The organism is Pseudomonas sp. TE21435 (assembly GCF_056279265.1).
Map to the genome: position 1 here is coordinate 3,978,582 of NZ_JBWBQZ010000001.1, position 16,835 is coordinate 3,995,416.

15 protein-coding genes and 1 pseudogene are annotated in these 16,835 nt (G+C 64.6%); 13 read left to right on the plus strand and 3 right to left on the minus strand.

Annotation, left to right across the window (positions count from 1 at the left end):
• Positions 1-2 precede the first annotated feature (2 nt).
• Genes dapF through ACZ9C1_RS18030 form a run of 4 tightly spaced genes read left to right on the plus strand, consistent with a single transcriptional unit; the run spans position 3 to position 3,148 of the window.
• The gene (gene dapF / locus ACZ9C1_RS18015) at positions 3-833 is read left to right on the plus strand and encodes a diaminopimelate epimerase (protein ID WP_102683532.1); all 831 of its coding nucleotides are present in this window, start codon (positions 3-5) and stop codon (positions 831-833) included.
• A gap of 13 nt (positions 834-846) precedes the next feature.
• Positions 847-1,557, plus strand: a complete 711-nt coding sequence (locus tag ACZ9C1_RS18020) for a DUF484 family protein (RefSeq protein WP_046853676.1) — start codon at positions 847-849, stop codon at positions 1,555-1,557.
• Positions 1,557-2,456 (plus strand): tyrosine recombinase XerC, encoded by a 900-nt coding sequence (xerC, locus tag ACZ9C1_RS18025; protein ID WP_102683533.1) that lies wholly within the window; start codon positions 1,557-1,559, stop codon positions 2,454-2,456. The genes ACZ9C1_RS18020 and xerC overlap by 1 nt, the downstream gene beginning before the upstream one ends.
• Positions 2,453-3,148 (plus strand): HAD family hydrolase, encoded by a 696-nt coding sequence (locus tag ACZ9C1_RS18030; protein WP_102683534.1) that lies wholly within the window; start codon positions 2,453-2,455, stop codon positions 3,146-3,148. Before xerC ends, ACZ9C1_RS18030 begins: the two co-directional genes overlap by 4 nt.
• A 58-nt stretch (positions 3,149-3,206) precedes the next feature.
• Here the strand turns inward: ACZ9C1_RS18030 and sutA are convergent, their stop codons facing one another.
• From sutA to glnK, 3 genes and pseudogenes are all read right to left on the minus strand, one after another.
• Positions 3,207-3,536 carry a transcriptional regulator SutA gene (sutA, locus tag ACZ9C1_RS18035; protein ID WP_023632536.1) on the minus strand — a complete coding sequence of 110 codons (330 nt, stop codon included), beginning with the start codon at positions 3,534-3,536 and terminating at the stop codon, positions 3,207-3,209.
• A gap of 432 nt (positions 3,537-3,968) precedes the next feature.
• Positions 3,969-5,304 (minus strand): annotated as a pseudogene (locus tag ACZ9C1_RS18040) (ammonium transporter).
• Positions 5,305-5,351: 47 nt separating this feature from the next.
• The gene (glnK, locus tag ACZ9C1_RS18045) at positions 5,352-5,690 is read right to left on the minus strand and encodes a P-II family nitrogen regulator (protein WP_002555808.1); all 339 of its coding nucleotides are present in this window, start codon (positions 5,688-5,690) and stop codon (positions 5,352-5,354) included.
• Positions 5,691-6,096: 406 nt separating this feature from the next.
• Here glnK and ACZ9C1_RS18050 point away from each other — a divergent pair, with 406 nt between their 5' ends.
• From ACZ9C1_RS18050 to ACZ9C1_RS18090, 9 genes are all read left to right on the plus strand, one after another.
• Positions 6,097-6,360: an accessory factor UbiK family protein gene (locus ACZ9C1_RS18050; protein ID WP_277502341.1), complete on the plus strand. Its 264-nt coding sequence runs from the start codon at positions 6,097-6,099 to the stop codon at positions 6,358-6,360.
• A 24-nt stretch (positions 6,361-6,384) separates the two neighbouring features.
• Positions 6,385-6,813 carry a TOBE domain-containing protein gene (locus ACZ9C1_RS18055; RefSeq protein ID WP_476254241.1) on the plus strand — a complete coding sequence of 143 codons (429 nt, stop codon included), beginning with the start codon at positions 6,385-6,387 and terminating at the stop codon, positions 6,811-6,813.
• Positions 6,814-7,616: 803 nt separating this feature from the next.
• Positions 7,617-10,328 (plus strand): magnesium-translocating P-type ATPase, encoded by a 2,712-nt coding sequence (mgtA, locus tag ACZ9C1_RS18060; RefSeq protein ID WP_214500741.1) that lies wholly within the window; start codon positions 7,617-7,619, stop codon positions 10,326-10,328.
• 10 nt (positions 10,329-10,338) lie between these two features.
• Positions 10,339-10,773 (plus strand): DUF2493 domain-containing protein, encoded by a 435-nt coding sequence (locus tag ACZ9C1_RS18065; protein WP_232968073.1) that lies wholly within the window; start codon positions 10,339-10,341, stop codon positions 10,771-10,773.
• A gap of 51 nt (positions 10,774-10,824) precedes the next feature.
• Positions 10,825-12,312 (plus strand): YifB family Mg chelatase-like AAA ATPase, encoded by a 1,488-nt coding sequence (locus tag ACZ9C1_RS18070; RefSeq protein WP_434728992.1) that lies wholly within the window; start codon positions 10,825-10,827, stop codon positions 12,310-12,312.
• Between the two features lie 159 nt (positions 12,313-12,471).
• Positions 12,472-12,723, plus strand: coding sequence for a DUF2790 domain-containing protein (locus tag ACZ9C1_RS18075; protein WP_277502343.1), 252 nt, complete (start codon positions 12,472-12,474; stop codon positions 12,721-12,723).
• A gap of 31 nt (positions 12,724-12,754) precedes the next feature.
• Positions 12,755-13,771, plus strand: a complete 1,017-nt coding sequence (locus ACZ9C1_RS18080) for an alpha/beta hydrolase (protein WP_476254242.1) — start codon at positions 12,755-12,757, stop codon at positions 13,769-13,771.
• 225 nt (positions 13,772-13,996) lie between these two features.
• Complete coding sequence (locus ACZ9C1_RS18085) at positions 13,997-15,784, plus strand: monovalent cation:proton antiporter-2 (CPA2) family protein (RefSeq protein ID WP_277502345.1); 1,788 nt, start codon at positions 13,997-13,999, stop codon at positions 15,782-15,784.
• Positions 15,785-15,910: 126 nt separating this feature from the next.
• Positions 15,911-16,477, plus strand: a complete 567-nt coding sequence (locus ACZ9C1_RS18090) for a PBECR2 nuclease fold domain-containing protein (protein WP_277502346.1) — start codon at positions 15,911-15,913, stop codon at positions 16,475-16,477.
• Positions 16,478-16,835 lie beyond the last annotated feature (358 nt).

A 16,835-nucleotide genomic window follows, 5' to 3' on the forward strand; every position in this document is an offset into this window, starting at 1 on the left:
CCATGCTGCTGCGTTTTACCAAGATGCACGGGCTGGGCAACGACTTCATGGTCCTCGACCTGGTCAGCCAGCACGCACACATCCAACCCAAGCACGCCAAGCAATGGGGTGACCGCAACACCGGCATCGGCTTCGACCAGCTGCTGATCGTCGAGGCGCCGAACAACCCGGATGTCGACTTCCGCTACCGTATCTTCAACGCCGATGGCTCCGAGGTCGAACAGTGCGGCAACGGCGCGCGCTGCTTCGCCCGTTTCGTCCTGGACAAGCGCCTGACCGCGAAGAAGCGCATTCGCGTCGAGACCAAGGGCGGCATCATCGTGCTCGATGTGCGCAACGACGGGCAGATCTGCGTCGACATGGGCCCGCCGCGCTTCACGCCGGCCGAGGTCCCGTTCATCGCCGATGAGCAGGCGAGCAGCTACGCACTCGAAGTCGACGGCCAGGTGCACCAGATCGCCGCAGTGTCCATGGGCAACCCGCATTCGGTGTTGCGCGTGGACGATGTGCGCAGCGCGCCGGTCCATGAGCTGGGACCGAAGATCGAGCATCACCCGCGCTTCCCGCAGCGGGTCAATGCCGGCTTCATCCAGGTAGTCGACCGCCACCGCGCCAACCTGCGCGTATGGGAGCGTGGCGCGGGCGAGACCCAGGCCTGCGGCACAGGCGCCTGCGCCGCCGCCGTGGCGGCGATCAGCCAAGGCTGGATGGACTCACCGGTGACCATCGAGCTGCCGGGCGGGCGCCTGAGTATCGAGTGGGCCGGCCCCGGCAAGCCGGTGCTGATGACCGGCCCCGCCGTTCGTGTGTTCGAAGGACAAGTTCGTCTCTAAGCGAGTATCCGCCATGACCGATCAGCCTAACGTTGCATCCCCGCAGGCCAGTGAGCTCGATGCCGAAGCGGTGGTCGCCTACCTGCGCGCCCACCCGACCTTCTTCGCCGAGCACGACGAGCTGCTGGTCGAACAGCGCATTCCTCACCAGCGCGGCGACAGCGTGTCGCTGGTGGAACGCCAGCTCAAGCTGCTGCGCGACCGCAACATCGAGATGCGCCATCGCCTGTCGCAACTGATGGACGTGGCCCGCGACAACGACCGGCTGTTCGACAAGACCCGCCGGCTGATCCTCGACCTGCTCGACGCCAGCACCCTGGAAGAGGTGGTGATGGCGGTCGAGGACAGCCTGCGCCAGGAGTTCCAGGTACCCTTCGTCAGCCTGATCCTGTTCGGCGAAAACGCGGCGCCCGTGGGGCGCTGGGTTTCCGGGGCCGAGGCGCAACAGGCCATCGGCGGCCTGATCGGCGGCGGCAAGACCATCAGCGGCAGCCTGCGCGAACATGAGCTGGCGTTCCTGTTCGGCAACGATCAACACAAGGAAGTCGGCTCCAGCGCCGTGGCCACCCTCGAGTACCAGGGCCTGCACGGCGTACTGGCGATCGGCAGCCGCGATCCGCAGCACTACAAGAGCAGTGTCGGCACACTGTTCCTCAGCTACATCGCCGAAGTGCTCGGCCGCGTGGTGCCGCGCTTTACCCAGACTCTGCGCTCGGTGCGCTGATGGAACGCCAGCTGGAGGCTTATTGCGCACACCTGCGCAACGAGCGCCAGGTGTCCGAGCACACCCTGCTGGCCTACCGTCGTGACCTCGAGAAGGTCATCGAATTCTGCAACGCCCAGGGCATCGCCGGCTGGGCTGCCCTGCAGGTCCAGCAACTGCGCCAGCTGGTCGCCCGCCAGCACCATCACGGCCAGTCCTCGCGCAGCCTGGCGCGCCTGCTCTCGGCGGTGCGCGGGCTGTACCGCTACCTCAACCGCGAAGGGCTGTGCCAGCACGATCCGGCCAACGGCCTGGCGCCACCCAAGGGTGAGCGGCGCCTGCCCAAGGTGCTGGACACCGACCGCGCCCTGCAGTTGCTCGACGGCGGCGTCGACGACGCGTTCATCGCCCGCCGCGACCAGGCCATCCTCGAACTGTTCTATTCGTCCGGCCTGCGCCTGTCGGAGCTGACCGGGCTCGACCTCGAGCACCTGGACCTGGCTGCCGGGCTGGTGCAGGTGCAAGGCAAGGGCGGCAAGAGCCGCGTGCTGCCGATTGGCCGCAAGGCCCGGGAGGCGCTGCAGGCCTGGTTGAAACTGCGCGGCATCGCCGGCCCGCGGGACAGCGCCGTGTTCCTCAGCCGCCAGGGCAAGCGCCTCGGTCCCCGAGCCATCCAGCTGCGGGTCAAGGCCGCCGGCGAGCGCGAGCTCGGCCAGCACCTGCACCCGCACATGCTTCGCCATTCCTTCGCCAGCCATTTGCTGGAATCGTCCCAGGACCTGCGCGCGGTGCAGGAGATGCTCGGCCACGCCGACATCAGCACCACGCAGATCTATACCCACCTGGACTTCCAGCACCTGGCTGCGGTGTACGACAGCGCCCACCCCCGGGCCAAACGCAGCAAGGACACAGACGCATGAGCATCAAGCTGATCACCTTCGACCTGGACGACACCCTCTGGGATACCGCGCCGGTCATCGCCAGCGCCGAAGTCGTCCTGCGCGACTGGCTCGAAGCCAACGCGCCGATCCTCGGCGGCGTGCCGGTCGAGCACCTGTTCGCCATCCGCGAGCGCTTGGTACAGGCCGAGCCGGGCCTCAAGCACCGCATCAGCGCCCTGCGCCGGCGGGTGCTGTTCCATGCCCTGGAAGAGGTCGGCTACAGCGAGAAACACGCCCAGGAACTGGCCAACGAAGGTTTCGAGGTGTTCCTGCATGCGCGGCACCAGGTCGAGGTGTTCCCAGAGGTGCAGCCGGTGCTGGAGATCCTGCGCCACCACTACGTTCTCGGCGTGGTGACCAACGGCAATGCCGACGTGCGCAGGCTCGGCCTGGCGGACTACTTCCGCTTCGCCCTGTGCGCGGAAGACCTGGGGATTGGCAAGCCGGACCCTGCACCTTTCCTCGAAGCGCTGAAGCGCGGCGAGGTGGACGCAGGAGCGGCGGTGCACGTCGGCGACCACCCGGGCGACGACATAGCCGGCGCCCAGCGCGCCGGGCTGCGGGCGGTGTGGTTCAACCCCCAGCACAAGCCCTGGAGCGGCGAACAGGCGCCGGATGCGGAGATCCAGCGTTTGTCGCAGTTGCCAGACGTGCTAGCACGCTGGCGCTGACTGACAGTCGCCCACAAAAAAGCCCGCAGCGACGGCGGGCTTCTTTGCGCTCAGCCACTCAGATAGGGCGGCTGCCGTACTTGTTGTCCGGCTTCTTGGGCGGATCGGCGACCACGTTGGCCTCCACTTCCTGCACCTTGCCACCGCGCGAAAGGAACTCTTCCATCGCCTTGGCCAGCGCGTCGCGCTCTTTCTGCTTGGCTTCCATGCTCGGCATCTCGTCTACCGAGACAGCCGCCTTGGACTTGCCCTTGGCAGCAGGCGCCGGGCTGCTGTCGTCATCGCCGGCATCTTCCGCGCCATCGTCGGCCGCAGCTTCCAGGCCGTCATCAGCCTCGTCTTCGTCGCCTACTTCGAGGTCATCATTTTCCAGATCGTCGTCGCTCATGTTCTACCTCATGACTTGCAAAAAGCAGGTTAGTTATAGACCGGTGCAGCCGTAGACCGGCAGCCACCAGTGAAAATTCAACTGGCCGTGGGTTGGCCACTGCCCTGGGTGTCCGCCCCCTCATGGGAGGCCCGGCACCCTGCAGGCCCTGCTCCTGGCAAGGCCTGACAAAATCCTTTGAACCCTTGCTGGCCACAGGCTATTGGCAAGCCTAGCAAAGGGTGGCGAAGTGTGTGGACTACTCGTCCAGCTCCCTTCGGCGCGCATTCTAGCGCGCTCGCAGAAAAAGCAAAGCTCCAGAAACGCCCAATGACTTGTAAGTTTTCTACCTGCGTCGCGATCACGACAGAGAAACCGTTTGCCCGGCGCGAATCGGCAAACTATAGGCAAAAAAAATGCCCGGCGAGCCGGGCAAGTTTTCCAGGGTGGCGGTTACAGGTTGTAGCCGCGCTCGTTGTGCTGAGCCAGGTCGAGGCCGACCGACTCTTCTTCTTCGCTGACCCGCAGGCCCATCACCAGGTCCAGGACCTTGAGAATCACGTAGGTGACGATGGCGGTGTAGACCACGGTGAAGATCACGCCCTTGGCCTGGATCCAGAACTGCGCGGCGATATCGGTGACCGCGCCGAAGCCGCCCAGGGCAGGTGCCGCGAACACACCGGTGAGCAGGGCGCCGATGATGCCGCCGATACCGTGCACGCCGAAGGCGTCGAGGGAGTCGTCATAACCCAGCTTGCGCTTGAGGCTGGTGGCGCAGAAGTAGCAGACCACGCCGGACACCAGGCCGATCACCAGGGCGCCCATCGGGCCGACGGTACCCGCGGCAGGGGTGATGGCGACCAGACCGGCGACCACGCCCGAAGCAATGCCCAGTGCGCTCGGTTTACCGTGGAAGACCCACTCGGCGAACATCCAGCCCAAGGCGGCGGCGGCGGTAGCGATCTGGGTCACCAGCATGGCCATGCCGGCGGTACCGTTGGCCGCCGCAGCGGAACCTGCGTTGAAGCCGAACCAGCCGATCCACAGCATGGCCGCACCCATCAACGTGTAGCCCAAGTTGTGCGGAGCCATCGGCGTAGTCGGGTAGCCCTTGCGCTTGCCCAGCACCAGGCAGCAGACCAGGCCGGCGATACCGGCATTGATGTGCACCACGGTGCCGCCCGCGAAGTCCAGCACGCCCCAGTCCCACATCAGCGCGCCGTCACCGCTCCAGACCATGTGCGCGATCGGCGCGTAGACCAGGGTGAACCACACACCCATGAAAATCAGCATGGCGCGAGAACTTCATGCGTTCTGCGAAGGCACCGACGATCAGCGCCGGGGTGATGATGGCGAAAGTCATCTGGAAGGTGATGAATACCGCCTCGGGGAACAACGCGGTAGCTGAGGTCAGGCCCGACGGCGTGACGCCGCTGAGGAAGGCCTTGGAGAAGCCACCGATGAAGGAGTTGAAATTGAGCACGCCCTTTTCCATACCGGCGGTATCGAAAGCCAGGCTGTAGCCGTAGATGACCCAGAGGATGCTGATCAGGCCGGTGATGGCAAAGCACTGCATCATCACCGACAGCACGTTCTTCGAGCGCACCATGCCGCCGTAGAACAGGGCCAGGCCCGGGATGGTCATGAACAGGACCAGTGCCGTCGAAGTGAGCATCCAGGCGGTGTCGCCGGAGTTCAGCACAGGGGCGGCAGTTTCCTCGGCCAGGGCCAGCCCTGGCATTACGAGGGACAATAGGGCTCCTAGCCCTGCGATCTTGCGCAGAGTCATGTTGTTTTCTCCTGGGGCGTTGGGTTTGGTGAGGCTTTGCTTGGCGCTTAGATCGCGTCGGTATCGGTTTCGCCGGTACGGATGCGGATCGCCTGCTCCAGATTGACCACGAAGATCTTGCCGTCGCCGATCTTGCCGGTGTTGGCTGCCTTGGTGATGGCTTCGATCACCCGATCGAGGTCCTTGTCGTCGATGGCGACATCGATCTTCACCTTGGGCAGGAAATCGACCACGTATTCAGCGCCGCGATACAGCTCGGTGTGACCCTTCTGCCGGCCGAAACCTTTGACCTCGGTCACGGTGATGCCCTGCACGCCGATTTCCGACAGCGACTCGCGCACGTCGTCCAGCTTGAACGGCTTGATGATGGCAGTGACTAGCTTCATGAAACTCTCTCCCGATTTGATGGACTTGCCCCAGGAAAACAAACCCGTCTCAAGTCTAAGCGCAGCGCCTGGCTTTGTAACGCATCGTCGGCTCCATTCTCCCCGCCGACACACGATCCGCCTGTGACGAAGGACCTTGCGGCTCCGCCTGCGCACTGCCTGGTCACAAGGGACTGCATCAGTGCATGGCTCACTCGGGTCTTTGCAGAAACCTTGCCAGTTCGAACAACGATCGGGAAAACAGGGAGTTGCGTGAATCGGTAGGGATTGGCCAGTTGCCAGCAGCGAAAAAGCGCACAAAATCGGTGCGCGACCTTTGGCCGCCCTGCGCGAAAAGCGTGCAGGGCAAGCGGGCAAAAGCGGCGTGCTACACTGCGGCACTTTCAGTGATCAGCGGATACCAGACATGCTCGCGCCCAAAGCCTTCCTCGATGCCCTGAGCGACCAGGCCTCGCGCCTGTTCAGCGGCGACGCCGCCGCGCCCCGTGCCGAACTGGAGAGCCAGTTCAAGGTGCTGATGCAGGGGGCCTTCAGCAAACTCGACCTGGTCAGCCGCGAGGAATTCGACAGCCAGATGGTGGTGCTGGCCCGTACACGCGCCCGCCTCGAAGCCCTCGAGCAGCAATTCGCCGAGCTGGAAGCCAGGATGGCGCCGTCCGCCAAAGAATAACGATCGATACAGGGAGTGCTTGCCATGAAAGTCAGTGCCCGTAATGTCTTTGAAGGTACCGTCAGCGCCGTCCAGCCTGGCGCGGTGAATGCCGAGGTCGCGCTGACTCTCGGTGGCGGCGAGAAACTGGTCGCGGTGGTCACCATGGCCAGCCTGCACAACCTCAGTATCAACGTCGGTAAACAGGCCGTGGCCCTGGTCAAGGCGCCGTGGGTGGTGCTGATGACCGATGCCGCCGGCTACAGGCTGTCGGCGCGCAACAGCCTCGAAGGCGAAGTGTTGCGAGTCGGTGACGGCGCGGTGAATGCCGAGGTGGTGCTGAAGCTTTCCGGCGGCACCGAAGTGTATGCCATCGTCACCCGCGAAGCGGTGCAGGAACTCGGCCTGAAGCCGGGTGTGAAGGCCACCGCGCTGATCAAGGCCTCGCACATCATCCTGGGTGCCAAGCCTTGAATGAATGCCCGCTTTCTACCTTGCCCAGGTAGAAGCGGGATTACCACGCGATGGTAATCGCGCCGCACACTGCATTAATTTCCCTCCCAGCAGATGAAACTTGTTTAAGTTACGTCTTCCTGGTTGACTTCCTCGCTATGCTTTGCATAAAGTTCACCCGCCCCGAAAAACGGGCCTTTATTTCAACTCACGAAGAATTCAATGGACACAGTATCTAGTCGCTGTCTGGCAGCTCCTGGCCGCCAGGCACTTGAACCGGAACTCCGGGCCCGCCCCTAGGTCGGGCAAGCCGCGCCAGAGCCTGATGCTCCGCCGTAGCTTGCCGCCCCGGGTGCCCGCCCGGTCGGAGGCAAGCTCATGAACCTTGATATCGCTACCCCTCGCCTGCGCGCCTTTGCGCACAAGGCCCAGTACCGTCCTGTCCGCGACGGGGGCTTGTCCTCGCCCCTGAAACCGCCCAGTCGATAGCGTGCCCGTTGCTGCCTGCAGTGACGCGCGCGATGCTGTCTGTTCGCTGAACTGACGCCATTTAAATCGTCAGAAACTTCCGAACTTTAAGTAATTAAAGTTTTTTGGAACTCTATTGCCCACCATTTAACAGATGGGATTAACCGACCATGGAATCAGCCAGTAGAAAGTTCGCTGCCGATCTTATTTCCGGCATTCGCCAGCGAACACTTAAATGTCGGAAAAACCACGCTTTTCATTGTTTGAATCATTGCGACACGAAACACGTTCACTCACCTTCCCCACCGTGAGTCGACTGTGTGTCGTGCCGCCTCCTGCGGCAGGAGCACAGCCAAATGACCGTAAAAGACCACAACACCCGCAGCAAAGCCGGCGAAGACACCCGCCTGTCCATGCGTGCCGCCCGCGAGGCACGCAACGGCCTGGCCGTGACCCTGGCCAACCTCGACGCCAGCGAACTGGGCCTGACCGAGCACGAAGCCGCCAAGCGCCTGCAGCGCGACGGCGCCAACCAAGTCGCCCATGACAAGCCGCAACCGGCCCTGGTGCAATTGCTCAAGGCCTTGCACAACCCCTTTATCTACGTGCTGCTCACCCTCGCCGGCATCAGCTTCGTTACCGACTACTGGCTGCCGGTACGCGCAGGCGACATGGAAGAAGCGGACCTGACCAAGGTCATCATCATCATGACCATGGTCAGCCTCAGCAGCCTGCTGCGCTTCTGGCAGGAGTACCGTTCGGGCAAGTCCGCCGACGCCCTCAAGGCCATGGTCCGCACCACCGCCACCGTGCTGCGCCGCGAGCGCCACGACCAGCCGGCGCGCCTGCGCGAAGTGCCCATGAACGAACTGGTGGCCGGCGATATCGTGCAACTGGCCGCCGGCGACATGATCCCCGCCGATATCCGCCTGATCGAGTCTCGCGACCTGTTCATCAGCCAGGCGGTGCTGACCGGCGAAGCGCTGCCGGTGGAGAAGTACGACACCCTCGGCCACGTCGCGCAGAAGTCCGCCGCCGACAGCGCCAACGATGAAAGCGGCCTGCTGGATCTGCCCAACATCGGCTTCATGGGGACCAACGTGGTCAGCGGCCGCGCCCGCGCCGTGGTGGTGGCCACCGGCAAGCGCACATATTTCGGCTCGCTGGCCAAGGCCATCGTCGGCTCGCGTAGCCAGACCGCCTTCGACCGTGGCGTGAACAGCGTCAGCCGGCTGTTGATCCGTTTCATGCTGGTGATGGTGCCGGTGGTGTTCATGCTCAACGGCGTGGTCAAGGGCGACTGGAGCGACGCCTTCCTGTTCGCGCTGGCCGTGGCCGTGGGCCTGACCCCGGAGATGCTGCCGATGATCGTCAGCGCCAACCTGGCCAAGGGCGCCGTCGCCATGGCCCGGCGCAAGGTGGTGGTCAAGCGGCTGAACGCCATCCAGAACTTCGGCTCGATGGATGTGCTGTGCACCGACAAGACCGGTACCCTGACCCAGGACCGCATCATCCTCGAACACCACGTCGACCCCAGTGGCCAGGTGGCCCCGCACCTGCTGGAGCTGGCTTGGCTAAACAGCCATCACCAGAGCGGCGTGAAGAACCTGATGGACCAGGCCGTGCTGCGCTTTGCTGGCGAAGACCAGCGCTTCCAGCCACCCTATGCCTACGCCAAGGTCGACGAGTTGCCCTTCGACTTCATCCGCCGTCGCCTGTCGGTGATCGTCAAGGATGCCCTGGGCGACCACCTGCTGGTGAGCAAGGGCGCCGTCGAGGAAATGCTGGCCATCGCCACCCATGTGGAAGAAGGCGGCCAGCGGATCGCTCTGGATGCCGGGCGACGCCAGCAATTGCTGGCCACCGCCAGCGCCTACAACCAGGAAGGTTTCCGCGTGCTGCTGGTTGGCACCCGTGATATTCCGGCCGTTGACGGCAAACCCCAGTACCACACCGATGACGAGCGCGAGCTGGTGATCCGTGGCTTCCTGACCTTCCTCGACCCGCCCAAGGAAACCGCCGGCCCGGCCATCGCCGCCCTGCGCGAGATGGGCGTGAAGGTGAAGGTGCTGACCGGCGACAACCCGGTGGTCACCTGCAAGGTCTGCCGCGAAGTGGGTCTGGAGCCCGGCCAGCCGCTGCTCGGCCAGGACATCGAACGCCTGGACGACACCCAGCTCAAGGCCCTGGTCGAAGAACGCACGGTGTTCGCCAAGCTCACTCCGCTGCAGAAGTCGCGGGTGCTCAAGGCGCTGCAAGCCAATGGCCACACCGTGGGCTTCCTCGGTGACGGCATCAACGACGCCCCGGCGTTGCGCGATGCCGACGTGGGCATCTCGGTGGACAGCGGCACCGACATCGCCAAGGAATCGGCCGACATCATCCTCCTGGAAAAGAGCCTGATGGTGCTGGAGGAAGGCGTGCTCAAGGGCCGCGAAACCTTCGGCAACATCATGAAGTACCTGTGCATGACCGCCAGCTCCAACTTCGGCAACGTGTTCTCGGTACTGGTGGCCAGCGCGTTCATCCCGTTCATGCCGATGCTGGCGATCCACCTGCTGCTGCAAAACCTGATGTACGACTTCTCCCAGCTGTCGCTGCCGTGGGATCGCATGGACAAGGAGTTCCTGCGCGAACCACGCAAGTGGGATGCCCGCAACATCGGCCGTTTCATGCTGTGGATCGGCCCCACTTCGTCGATCTTCGACATCACCACGTTTGCGCTGATGTGGTACGTGTTCGCCGCAAACAGCGTGGAAATGCAGGCGTTGTTCCAGTCCGGCTGGTTCATCGAGGGGTTGCTGTCGCAAACGCTGGTGGTGCACATGCTGCGCACCCGCAAGGTGCCGTTCTTCCAGAGCACCGCGGCGCTGCCTGTGATCCTGGCCACCGGCCTGGTGATGTGCCTGGGCATCTACATCCCGTTCTCGCCACTGGGGGCGATGGTCGGGCTGGTGCCGCTGCCGTGGGAATACTTCCCATGGCTGGCCGCTACCCTGCTCGGCTACTGCCTGGTGGCCCAGGGCATGAAGACCCTGTACATCCGCCGCTTCGGCCAGTGGTTCTGAGGGGGTGGGCATGCGCGTACTGATCTGCGCAGGGCGCAACTACGCCGACAGCCAACGCTGCCGCCAGGCGCTGGACGCCCTCCAGCGCCAGCAACCGATCCGGGTGCTCATCCACGGCGGCAGCCAGCACCTGGGCGGCGAGATCGAAGGCTGGGCCCGCGAGCAGGGCGCCGACATCGTGCGCTACCCGCCCAACTGGCAGCTGCACGGCAAGCTGGCCGAGCGCCTGCGCAACGTCTTCATGCTGCGCGACAGCCGGCCCGACCTGGTGCTGGCGCTGCCGGGCGGCGACGATACCGAGGAACTGCTGGCGCGGGCGCGGGGTTCGGGGATTCCCGTGATCTGTGGCAGGCAGCCCCGGACGGCAGGCGCCCACAGTCCTGGATGCCAGGCCGGACAAAATTCGACGCACTCTTCTCGTCCACCTGCACAGGAGCGCCACTAAGCTTTGCCAGGCCGCAGGACGCGGCCATCAACTGCAAACACGGAGTGCCCCATGTCCCTCGCCCTCGTCCACAGCCGCGCCCAGGTCGGGGTACAGGCACCGGCTGTCAGCGTCGAAACCCACTTGGCCAACGGCCTGCCCACGCTCACCTTGGTCGGTCTGCCGGAGACCACGGTCAAGGAAAGCAAGGACCGGGTCCGCAGTGCCATCGTCAACTCCGGCCTGGACTACCCGGCCCGGCGCATCACCCAGAGCCTCGCCCCGGCCGATCTACCCAAGGACGGTGGCCGCTACGACCTGGCCATCGCCCTGGGCATCCTGGCCGCCAATGGCCAGGTACCGGTTGCCGCCCTCGACAGCATCGAATGCCTGGGCGAACTGGCGCTGTCGGGTACGTTGCGTCCGGTACAGGGCGTACTGCCTGCGGCACTGGCGGCGCGAGACGCGGGTCGGGCGCTGGTAGTACCCAAGGAAAACGCCGAAGAGGCGAGCCTGGCCAGCGGCCTGGTGGTGTACGCGGTGGGGCACCTGCGGGAACTGGTCGCCCACCTGAATGCGCAACCTTCGCTGCCACCCTACGCCGCGAATGGCCTGTTGCTTGAGCAACGCCCCTACCCGGACCTCAGCGAAGTACAAGGCCAGATCGCCGCCAAGCGGGCGCTGCTGGTCGCCGCAGCCGGCGCGCACAACCTGTTGTTCTCCGGTCCGCCGGGCACCGGCAAGACCCTGCTCGCCAGCCGCCTGCCCGGGCTGCTGCCGCCGCTGGACGAGCGCGAGGCGCTTGAAGTGGCGGCGATCCGCTCGGTCAGCGGCCATGCCCCGCTCGATTGCTGGCCACAGCGGCCGTTCCGCCACCCCCACCACTCGGCCTCCGGCCCAGCGCTGGTGGGCGGTGGCAGCCGGCCGCAACCCGGCGAGATCACCCTGGCGCACCACGGCGTGTTGTTTCTCGACGAGCTGCCCGAGTTCGAACGACGCGTGCTGGAGGTACTGCGCGAGCCGCTGGAGTCGGGCGAGATCGTGGTGGCCCGGGCCAAGGACCGGGTGCGCTTCCCGGCGCGCTTTCAGCTGGTGGCGGCCATGAACCCTTGCCCCTGCGGCTACCTGGGTGACCCCACCGGTCGTTGCCGGTGCAGTAGCGAGCAGATCCAGCGCTACCGCAACAAGTTGTCCGGCCCCCTGCTCGACCGCATCGACCTGCACCTGACGGTAGCCCGCGAAAGCACCGTGCTGACCCACCAGCCCAGCGGCGAAACCAGCGCCAGTGTTGGCCAGCGGGTGGCCGAGGCACGGGAGCTGCAGCAGCGCCGGCAGGGCTGCGCCAATGCCTTCCTCGACCTCAAGGGGCTGCGCCGGCACTGCCCGCTGGAGCCGGTCGACCAGGCCTGGCTGGAGCAGGCCTGCGAACGGCTGACGCTGTCGTTGCGGGCAGCGCACCGGCTGCTGAAGGTAGCCCGCACCCTGGCGGACCTGGAGGGGGCGCAATCCATCGCCAGGTCGCACCTGGCGGAGGCGCTGCAGTACCGGCCCAGCGCCTGATCTTTTACGGCGGTTTCCGCGTGGCTGAGCCCCTTCGACAGATCCACTCAATCGGTCTCATAGCGGAAATATATTTTGTGCGCTAAATAATTGCGCGCATCATTAATCTCAAGCAGAAAGCAGTCGCCAACCCCACTCAGCAGAACCCGGAGAACGATCATGACCCTTCGCAAAGCCTTCGCCGTCACCGTCACCACCCTGGCCCTCGGCACCAGCGTCAGCAGCTTCGCCAGCGAAGCCACCCCGTACCGCTACGGCATGGACCTGGACATCGCCAAGGTCGTCAGCGTCGATGCCCCCGTCAGCGCCCAAGGCCAAACCAGCACCGCCACCCTGACCTACCGCGACAGTAGCGGCCAGCTGCGCGCCGTGAGCTACGTGCAACCCACCGTCCTCGCCAACCAGAACTGAGCCGCGGCTCGCCCGCCAAAGGAGCTAGAACATGAAACTGTCCCACACCCTGACCGCCGGCCTGCTGGCCCTTGCCGTGAACAGCGCCTTCGCCGCTGGCAGCCCCGGCGTCGAGCACACCACCCAAGGCTTCCTCGACGCCCTGGCCGCTGGTGGCGGCAAGCCACTGGAGACCCTCGCACCCAAGGATGCCCGTGCGGTGCTGAGCGGTGCCCAGGCCGGGGTGAAGGTCGATGTGTCGGGGATCCGCGTCGAACGCCGGACCATCCAGGCCGACGGCCAGCCGCTGGAAATCCGCGTGGTGCGGCCCGAAGGGTCCAAGGGCGAGCTGCCAGTGTTCATGTTCTTCCACGGCGGCGGCTGGGTGCTGGGCGACTACCCCACCCACGAACGCCTGATCCGTGACCTGGTGGTGGGCTCCGGCGCTGCGGCGGTCTACGTCGACTACACGCCGTCACCGGAAGCGAAGTTCCCCACCGCGATCAACCAGGCCTACGCCGCCACCCGCTGGGTCGCCGAGCACGGCAAGGAGATCGGTGTTGACGGTAGCCGCCTGGCAGTAGCCGGCAACAGCGTCGGCGGCAACATGGCCGCGGTGGTGGCACTGAAGGCCAAGGAGGCCGGCACGCCGAAGCTGCGCTTCCAGGCCCTGCTGTGGCCGGTGACCGACGCCAACTTCAACAACGCGTCCTACAACCAGTTCGCCGAAGGCCATTTCCTGACCCGCAACATGATGCAGTGGTTCTGGAACAGCTACACCAACGATCCGCGCCAGCGCGACGACATCCACGCCTCGCCGCTGCGCGCCAGCCTCGAGCAGCTGAAAGGCCTGCCACCGGCCCTGGTGCAGACCGCCGAAATGGACGTGTTGCGTGACGAAGGCGAGGCTTACGCCCGCAAGCTGGACGCCGCCGGGGTACCGGTGACCGCCGTGCGCTACAACGGCATGATCCATGACTACGGCCTGCTCAACGTGCTGAGCGACGTGCCCAGTGTGCGCAGCGCCATGGACCAGGCGGCGCAGGCGCTGAAAGCCCATCTGCAGTAAGCGGTCGATCGCGGGGCAAGCCCGCTCCCACGCAAGGTAACAAACCTTCGTGGGAGCGGGTTTGCCCCGCGCTTGATTCAGCAAAGGTCCTGCTTTCAGAACGCTGCTTCCTGCAACACCGGGATTGTCCTGTATCCCTTGCCCCCCGAAAATGCCCGCCTCTTTCATCGATGGCATAAGCTGTTGCATCAAGCGCTGCCGCACGCAGTTCAAGGAGTCCGAGCAATGCCACACGAAGGCAGCCTTTTACAAACCGCCGTCATCTTCCTCCTCGCCGCCGTGGTCGCCGTGCCGCTGGCCAAGCGCCTGCAGCTGGGCGCCGTGCTCGGCTACCTGCTGGCCGGCGTGGCCATCGGCCCGCAGGCCCTGGGGCTGATCCGCGATACTGAGAGCGTCGCGCACATCTCCGAGCTGGGTGTTGTCCTGCTGCTGTTCATCATCGGCCTGGAGCTTTCACCACGACGCCTGTGGCTGATGCGCAAGTCGGTGTTCGGCGTGGGTGCCGCGCAGGTAGTCCTGACCGGCGCGGTACTCGGCGCAATCGCCCTGTTCGGCTTCAGCCAGACGCTGCCGGCGGCCATCGTGCTCGGCCTTGGTCTGGCCCTGTCATCCACCGCCCTGGGCCTGCAGAGCCTGGCCGAAAGCAAGCAGCTCAATGCACCCCACGGTCGGCTGGCCTTCGCCATCCTGCTGTTCCAGGACATCGCCGCCATCCCGTTGATCGCCCTGGTGCCGCTGCTGGCCGCCAGTGGCCCCGACACCAGCCACGGCGACAGCCTCGAACATGGCCTGAAGGTGTTCGCCAGCATCGCCATCGTCATCGTCGGCGGCCGCTACCTGCTGCGCCCGTTGTTCCGTATCGTCGCCCGCACCGGTTTGCCGGAAGTGTCCACCGCCACCGCGCTGCTGGTGGTGATCGGCACCGCCTGGTTGATGGAAGAGGCCGGCGTGTCCATGGCCCTGGGCGCCTTCCTCGCCGGCCTGCTGCTGGCCGACTCCGAATACCGCCATGAGCTGGAATCGCAGATCGAACCCTTCAAGGGCCTGCTGCTGGGCCTGTTCTTCATCAGCGTCGGCATGGGCGCCAACCTGCGCCTGCTGCTGGAAACGCCGCTGGTGCTGCTGGGCCTGACACTGTTGTTGATCGGCGTGAAGCTTGCGTTGCTGATCGGCGTCGGCCGCCTGGCCGGCGGCCTGAACAGCGCCAGCGCCCTGCGCCTGGGGATGGTGCTGGCCGCCGGCGGCGAGTTCGCCTTCGTGGTGTTCAAGCTGGGCAAGGACCAGGGCCTGTTCGACACCCAGACCTACGACCTGCTGCTGATGACCATCACCCTGTCGATGGCCCTTACGCCACTGCTGATGCTCGGCTGCGCCCGCGCCCTCAAGCGTCCGCAACCCTCCCGGGAAGTGCCCGAGCACTACAAGCAGATCGACGCCGGCACGCCACGGGTGGTGATCGCCGGCATGGGCCGCATGGGCCAGATCGTCGCGCGCATCCTGCGGGCGCAGAAGATCCCGTTCATAGCCCTGGAGACCTCGGTGGACGCCATCGAGATGACCCGCATGTTCGAACAGGTGCCGGTGTTCTATGGCGACCCACTGCGCCCCGAAGTGCTGCACGCGGCCAAGGTCGGTGAGGCCGAGTATTTCATCATCACCATCGACGATCCCGAAGTGGCCATTCACACTGCGGAGCGGGCCAAGCGCCTGTACCCGCACCTGAAGGTGATCGCCCGGGCACGTAACCGTCAGCATGTGCACAAGCTGATGGACGTGGGTGCCGACCCGATCCGCGAGACGTTCTATTCCAGCCTGGAGATGAGCCGCCGCGCGCTGGTCGGGCTGGGGCTCACCGAAGCACAGGCGACAGACCGCATCGCCCGGTTCACCGAGCATGACGAGCAGGTGCTGGAGGCCCAGGGGCAGGTCCGCGACGACCGGGCCAAAGTGATGCAGACGGCCAAGGAGGCGCGGGTGGAGCTGGAGCGGTTGTTTGCATCGGATGAGGATTGAGGGCCAGACGCAGGAAATACCCTACGAAACCTGTCGATGGCCCTCTGATTGTTCGAGCACACCCTGCTCCCTAGGCTGATCAGGTCGCCGCCATTACAGCGAACCTGATCGCTGCCAGGGATTTCCTTGAGCCCCTACTCTGCGTCCCCGAAGATTATCGAGAAGAAAGGTCAGAGCACTTGGCTGGACCTGCAATTGCCCGATCTCAGGACCCTTGATCGGGCATGGCGTGCGCCTACCGTCGAAGAACTCATTGCAGCTGACAATCATCACGTCGCAGTGGATTTGGTCGCGTATCACCTGGGCCTGAATACATCGTCCATGGATTCGCGGGGCATCGACACCCCTCTTGGGGTGGTCCAGATCCGCCACAACTTCATCGCCCACATCGTCGAGAAGCGCCAGGATGCCAGAGAACGCTTTGCCAGAGTGGCGCTGGATACGCTAACCGGACCATTCGAGGTATGGCGGGTCGCATACAGCAACGACACCCATAGGTTGGCGTTCATCGGCGCCTATGAATCCAAGCGGCAGATGTTGGTGATCGTTACGCTGGAGCAGGGCAAGCTGTTGTGGAATTTCATGCAATGCGATGCGAAAGCACTGAACAAGCACCGTCACGGCGAGCTGCTGTATCAGCGCTATGAGTTTCTGCCAGGCAAAGAAAAGGGCCACTGCGAACAGTGGCCCTGAAGCGATGCTTGATATTCATATACACACCCTCAAGCCGGGGTGTGGAGGTCTCACCCTACGCTGATGATTCAGCCATCGACGGGGTTCCTACGCCAGCTATTGCCGCTGAATGGCAACTGGTTTCGCGCTCATCTGAAACGCTAACAACAGCCGCCAGGCAAGTCAACGGAAGCGGACAAATGGAATGTAGCCAGAAGTGGCCGGCCAATAGCGCCAAGACGGGGGGCGCCAGCAATTTCCCACAAGCTTTGAAGAATCTTCTCGCTAGGCAGCCTACAAACCGGGAAATACCCTACGAAGTCTGTCGATTCCCGTCTGATTGTCCGGGGAAATCATGCCCTCTAGGATCTCCCGGTCG

What these genes read in the sequence shown, in the direction of transcription:
- dapF (WP_102683532.1), top strand. Translation starts at nt 3, where the DNA reads ATGCTGCTGCGTTTTACCAAGATGCACGGGCTGGGCAACGACTTCATG.
- ACZ9C1_RS18020 (WP_046853676.1), top strand. Translation starts at nt 847, where the DNA reads ATGACCGATCAGCCTAACGTTGCATCCCCGCAGGCCAGTGAGCTCGAT.
- xerC (WP_102683533.1), top strand. Translation starts at nt 1,557, where the DNA reads ATGGAACGCCAGCTGGAGGCTTATTGCGCACACCTGCGCAACGAGCGC.
- ACZ9C1_RS18030 (WP_102683534.1), top strand. Translation starts at nt 2,453, where the DNA reads ATGAGCATCAAGCTGATCACCTTCGACCTGGACGACACCCTCTGGGAT.
- sutA (WP_023632536.1), bottom strand. Translation starts at nt 3,536, where the DNA reads ATGAGCGACGACGATCTGGAAAATGATGACCTCGAAGTAGGCGACGAA.
- glnK (WP_002555808.1), bottom strand. Translation starts at nt 5,690, where the DNA reads ATGAAGCTAGTCACTGCCATCATCAAGCCGTTCAAGCTGGACGACGTG.
- ACZ9C1_RS18050 (WP_277502341.1), top strand. Translation starts at nt 6,097, where the DNA reads ATGCTCGCGCCCAAAGCCTTCCTCGATGCCCTGAGCGACCAGGCCTCG.
- ACZ9C1_RS18055 (WP_476254241.1), top strand. Translation starts at nt 6,385, where the DNA reads ATGAAAGTCAGTGCCCGTAATGTCTTTGAAGGTACCGTCAGCGCCGTC.
- mgtA (WP_214500741.1), top strand. Translation starts at nt 7,617, where the DNA reads ATGACCGTAAAAGACCACAACACCCGCAGCAAAGCCGGCGAAGACACC.
- ACZ9C1_RS18065 (WP_232968073.1), top strand. Translation starts at nt 10,339, where the DNA reads ATGCGCGTACTGATCTGCGCAGGGCGCAACTACGCCGACAGCCAACGC.
- ACZ9C1_RS18070 (WP_434728992.1), top strand. Translation starts at nt 10,825, where the DNA reads ATGTCCCTCGCCCTCGTCCACAGCCGCGCCCAGGTCGGGGTACAGGCA.
- ACZ9C1_RS18075 (WP_277502343.1), top strand. Translation starts at nt 12,472, where the DNA reads ATGACCCTTCGCAAAGCCTTCGCCGTCACCGTCACCACCCTGGCCCTC.
- ACZ9C1_RS18080 (WP_476254242.1), top strand. Translation starts at nt 12,755, where the DNA reads ATGAAACTGTCCCACACCCTGACCGCCGGCCTGCTGGCCCTTGCCGTG.
- ACZ9C1_RS18085 (WP_277502345.1), top strand. Translation starts at nt 13,997, where the DNA reads ATGCCACACGAAGGCAGCCTTTTACAAACCGCCGTCATCTTCCTCCTC.